At 62.3% G+C, this 5037-nt stretch carries 4 protein-coding genes; 1 reads left to right on the top strand and 3 read right to left on the bottom strand.

Going from position 1 to position 5037, the window contains the following annotated elements:
• Positions 1–174: 174 nt before the first annotated feature.
• Positions 175–1692, top strand: coding sequence for an SLC13 family permease (locus tag Y707_RS0119620; protein WP_026536335.1), 1518 nt, complete (start codon positions 175–177; stop codon positions 1690–1692).
• Positions 1693–1722: 30 nt separating this feature from the next.
• Here Y707_RS0119620 and Y707_RS0119625 read toward each other — a convergent pair whose 3' ends face one another.
• The 3 genes from Y707_RS0119625 to Y707_RS27720 form a co-directional block, all read right to left on the bottom strand.
• Positions 1723–2739, bottom strand: coding sequence for a magnesium and cobalt transport protein CorA (locus Y707_RS0119625; protein ID WP_026536336.1), 1017 nt, complete (start codon positions 2737–2739; stop codon positions 1723–1725).
• 131 nt (positions 2740–2870) lie between these two features.
• Complete coding sequence (locus tag Y707_RS0119630; RefSeq protein WP_253905279.1) at positions 2871–4271, bottom strand: GntP family permease; 1401 nt, start codon at positions 4269–4271, stop codon at positions 2871–2873.
• 85 nt (positions 4272–4356) lie between these two features.
• Positions 4357–5037: triose-phosphate isomerase (locus tag Y707_RS27720; RefSeq protein ID WP_035782777.1), on the bottom strand; the 681-nt coding region annotated here is incomplete at its 5' end.

A 5037-nucleotide genomic window follows, 5' to 3' on the forward strand; every position in this document is an offset into this window, starting at 1 on the left:
CCGCCCCGGCAGACACACCGCTACGCGGACATTCTCAAATGATTCTTCGAATGCCGCTACGCGGACATCTTTAATGAGTCAACGCGCGCTCTATGCGTATCGGGACAGACGGCGCATGATGGACGATAGGAGATAGGACCTCCCACCGGAAAACGTAATGAAAGGGCTTTCGATATGACAACGCCGTCTGCAGATCCAGCTGCCGAACCAGACCATGAAACGGCGCCGGGTCTGCGCGAGCCTGCCGAGGAAAAGCGCGTACTGATCCGCAAACGTATTGGACTGTTCGCCGGCCCCGTGCTCGCCGTCGTCCTCTATCTTGCCCTGCCCAATGACCTGGACCAGGCAGCGCGCATCACTGCCGCCATCGCGGGCGTAATGGCGGTCTGGTGGATGACCGAGGCCATTCCGCTCGCGGTCACTTCCCTGTTGCCGCTGGTGCTGTTTCCGGCTCTCAGTGTTGCCACGGTTGACGAGGCCGCAACACCGTATGCCAACCCAATCATTTTCCTGTTCATGGGCGGCTTCATGCTCGCACTCGCCCTTCAGCGGTGGAACCTGCACCGGCGTATTGCGCTGGCAACCGTGCTGCTGGTGGGAACCCGGCCGCGGCAGCTCATTGGCGGGTTCATGATCGCCACCGGTTTCATCAGCATGTGGGTATCAAACACTGCCACCGCCGTCATGATGCTGCCGATCGGCATTTCCGTCCTGACGTTGACTGCCGCCATGACAGAGGACAAAAAGGCACCGAAAAATTTCAGCATCGCACTCATGCTTGGCATTGCCTACGCCGCGTCAATCGGATCCCTGGGCACGATCATCGGGACTCCGCCCAACGCCCTGATGGTCGGATATCTGGCTGAGGCACACGACATCAACGTTGGTTTCGGCGAGTGGATGCTGGTCGGCGTTCCCATGTCGGTAATCTTTATGGCTATTGCCTGGTACCTGCTGACCTTCGTCCTGTTCAAGCCCGAGATCAAGGAGATTCCCGGCGGGCGGAAACTGATCTCCGATGAATTCCACAAGCTCGGCTCGATGAACAGTGGCGAGAAGCTGGTTCTGGTGCTCTTCGTCCTGGCTGCCGCTTCCTGGATTACCGTCCCACTCGTATGGCCGGATACGACCATCGACGACACGGTGATAGCCATGGCGGTCGCCATCGCCTTGTTTGTCATCCCCGCCGACGTCAGCAAGGGCGTGCCGCTCCTGAACTGGGCCAGTGCCAAGGCTCTGCCGTGGGACATCCTGTTGCTGTTCGGCGGAGGTCTCGCGCTCTCCGCGCAGTTCACCGCCACGGGCTTGAGTGAGTGGGTCGGCGAACAGGTCGGGGCGCTGGGAGCTCTTCCGATAATAATTCTGGTCGCGGCCGTGGCCCTGATCGTGCTGGGACTGACGGAGCTCACCAGCAACACGGCGACGGCGGCAGCGTTCCTGCCGCTCATTGGCGGCGTCGCCGTCGGGTTGGGACTTGACCCGATGCTGCTGGTCGTTCCTGTGGCGATCGCTGCAACGTGTGCGTTCATGTTGCCCGTGGCCACGCCGCCAAACGCCATCGCTTTCTCCACTGGTTACGTCGAAATCGCGCACATGCTGAGGGCCGGCGTCTGGCTGAACCTGATCGCGTTGGTGCTGACCACGATCACCACCATGACGTTGGCGGCGTGGGTGTTCGGGTTCGTCTATTAAAGGGATTTTTCGAGCCGGATTCGCTCCTGCTCAGAGCCACTTCATCCGTTTGAAAACGGCATACAGCACCCCGCCGGTGGCCACCATCAGGGCGATGGAGAACGGATACCCGAACGCCCACTCCAATTCCGGCATGTGCGTGAAGTTCATGCCGTACACCGTCCCGATCAGAGTCGGCGCGAAGATAATCGCGGCCCAGGAGGAGATCCGCTTGATCTCCTCGTTTTGAGCAAGGCTGGTTTCGGACAGCCGCCGCATCTCCTCGTTCTGCCGTTGGGCCACAAGGGTCGCATTAACACTAAGCGCGTTCTGCAGCAGCAGCCGGAAAGAATCGACGCGTTCGACGACGCGGATCACGTGGTCGCGGACGTCCCGCAGGCGCTGCTGCAGTTCCACATCGACCTGGAAATGTTCCCATCCCTTTTCCAGCGCCCCGACCATCGCCTCTAAAGGATGGGTGGCGCGTTGGAACTCGGTCACTTCGCGCGAGAGTTCGTAGATCCGTCGGGAGACGCCCGGATCGCCGTTGAAGATCTGGTCTTCAATCTCGTCAATGTCGTTTTCGAGTCCGTCAACAACAGGGCTGTAGGCATCAACGACCGCGTCGAGAATGGCATACAACGCCGCCGGCGACCCCATAGCGAGCAACTCCGGGTCGGCTTCCATCCGCCGTCGAACCTGTCCCAGGTCCAGCGACTCCGCGTGCCGGATGCTGACAAGGAAGTCCGTTCCGACGAAGACATGCAGCTCGCCGAACTCCACCTTCTCGACGTCGTCGATGTAGCGGGCCGGACGCAGGACGACGAAGAGCGTCGAATCGTAATTTTCCAACTTCGATCGCTGATGCCCGCGCAGCGCATCCTCGACCGCGAGTTCATGCAGCCCGAACTCATCCGCAACGGAACGGGTTTCCTCAACCTCCGGACGGTACAGCCCAATCCAGGCCATTCCGCCGCGTTCGCGCATGACCTCGTAGGTCTCATCCAGGCTTGTCGGATTGGCAGTGCGGTGCCCGTCCACGTAGACGGCGTTATCGACCAATGTCATGGCATCCGCTCCTTCGTCCGGTTCGGCTCCAAGGTTACCAATCGCCTGAAAATGTACGACGGCGGCGCGGCCTTAACCGGCAGCGCGCCCGGCTTTCGCCGGGCGCACCACTAATACCTGCCTGTTTTCGTCTAGGAGGCGAACAGGTAAACGATCCACACCAGGCCGAATGCCATGAACCCAATGGCGGTGGCGATGACCGTCCAGGTCTTCAGCGCCAGGGTGGTGCTCATGCCCAGGAACCGGCTGACGAGCCAGAACCCGGAGTCGTTGACGTGCGAGAACGTGATCGCGCCAGCGACGATCGCAACGACGATACAGGCCAGGGCCACCGGGCCCATTGTGCCGGCTGCGGTCACTGCCGGTGCCATCAGCCCGGCCGCGGTGATGCCAGCGACCGTGGCCGACCCCTGGGCGACGCGCATAATTACGGCAATCAGGAAGCCGACCAGGATCAGGGGCAGCCCAAGGGCGTCGAGGCCCTGCGTCATGGCACCGCCGATACCGGTTGCGGTCAGCACGCCACCGAACATACCGCCCGCGCCGGTGATCAGAATGATGGAGCAAACAGGGGCGAGGGCATCGTCCACCATGTCTTCCAAAACACCGCCAAGGGGGCCGGTCTTGCGCCGGATCACCAGCAGGTACATCGCCAGCAGCGTCGAGATCAGCAGCGCAATCGGAGTATTACCGATAAAGATCAAGATCTGCCAGAAGAGACTGCCGGTCGACAGCACGCCTGCAGCATCAAGGGTGGAAAGTCCGGTATTGATGAAAATCAGCACCAGCGGCAGCAGCAGTACGAGCAGGATGGTGCCGAACGCCGGCGGATTCGGATTGTCCTTGGGAGGTTCGCCCAACAGGTTCGGAACTCCAAGCTCGGGGCTTCGCTTCGCCAGCCAGAGGCCGAGGTGGTAACCGGCAACGTACCAGGTGGGGATACCGACCAGCAGCGCCACCACGAGCACCAGTCCGACGTCTGCACCGAGAATGCCCGAAGCCGCAACGGGACCGGGGTGCGGCGGCACGAGTGCGTGCATTGTCAGGAACGCACCCGTGGAGGGAAGCGCGTAAAGGAGCAGACTGCCACCAAGCCGGCGTGCCACGGTGTAGATGATCGGGAGGAACACGATGAAACCCGCGTCCAGGAAGATCGGGAATCCGAACAGCAGCGAGGCGACGGAAAGCGCCAGGGGTGCGCGCTTCTCGCCGAACCGGTGGATCAGGCTCTCGGCCAGCACGGTTGCGCCGCCGGAGGTCTCAACCAGACGTCCGAGCACCGCGCCAAAACCAACCAGCAGGGCGACCGTGGCCAGCGTCTCCCCGAACGGGCCAAGCATGACATCCAGCAGGTCTTCTGCGGATACGCCGGCGGCGATGGCGGTCAAAAGGCTGACGATGATCAGCGAGAAGAACGCGTGCAGGCGCACCTTGATAATCAGGAACAGCAGCACCGCCACTGCGGCCACGGCAATGCCGACGAGGGCACCACCAGGCAATGTGGCTTCTGACGCCACCTGTAGAGGAAACACGGGTCAAACTCCTTTGTCGAACTTCGTTTGATATCAGCAATCACCGCGGCCAGGAGCGCGTGCTCAAGACCGGATAGATGTTTTTCTACTGGCCGGCTCTGTCCAGCGCTTCGTCGAGCACGGCGCCGAGGTTGGCCGGATTGTGGGCAAACCGGCCGAGGAACAAGCCGTCCACCGCTTCGAGCCGGGGCAGTAATCCCGGCCCGGCGCTGCCGCCGTAGACCATTGCCGGCCCTGAACCGCCGGAATGTTCCGCAAGCTGCTTCCGCAGACCACCGACGACGTCGTTCACGTACTCCGGCGGCGCAGGCTTCTCAGCGCCAATGGCCCACACAGGTTCGTAGGCCAGAATCACTGCTTCCGGTTCCAGCGTGCCGCCCAGGGCGGACCGCACCTGCTGGAAGCAGAAATCCGTGGCCTCGGCGGGAGCGCGCTGCTCGTTTTCGCCAATGCAGACCAGCGGCGTCATCCCGGCAGCCGCCACCGCGGCAGTCTTAAGGGCGACGACGTCGTCATCCTCGCCAAAGAGCCTGCGCCGCTCGGCATGGCCGATCTCGACGAGTTCGACTCCGAGCTCGGCAAGGATGGCGGGGCTGACCTCACCGGTGAGTGCTCCGCCGCCGGCGCTGCTGTTCTGCGCGGAAAGAAGCACACCACTGCCGTCGAGAATCCGGCGGGCACTTTCCAGCACCGGAAAGGACGGAGCAACGAAAACCTCGACCTCGCCGGCGAGCGCAGGACGCGCCAGCACCTCGTCACGGACACC

This window comes from Arthrobacter sp. H14 (assembly GCF_000520495.1).
Lineage (GTDB): Bacteria > Actinomycetota > Actinomycetes > Actinomycetales > Micrococcaceae > Arthrobacter_C.

What these genes read in the sequence shown, in the direction of transcription:
- Y707_RS0119620 (WP_026536335.1), top strand. Translation starts at nt 175, where the DNA reads ATGACAACGCCGTCTGCAGATCCAGCTGCCGAACCAGACCATGAAACG.
- Y707_RS0119625 (WP_026536336.1), bottom strand. Translation starts at nt 2,739, where the DNA reads ATGACATTGGTCGATAACGCCGTCTACGTGGACGGGCACCGCACTGCC.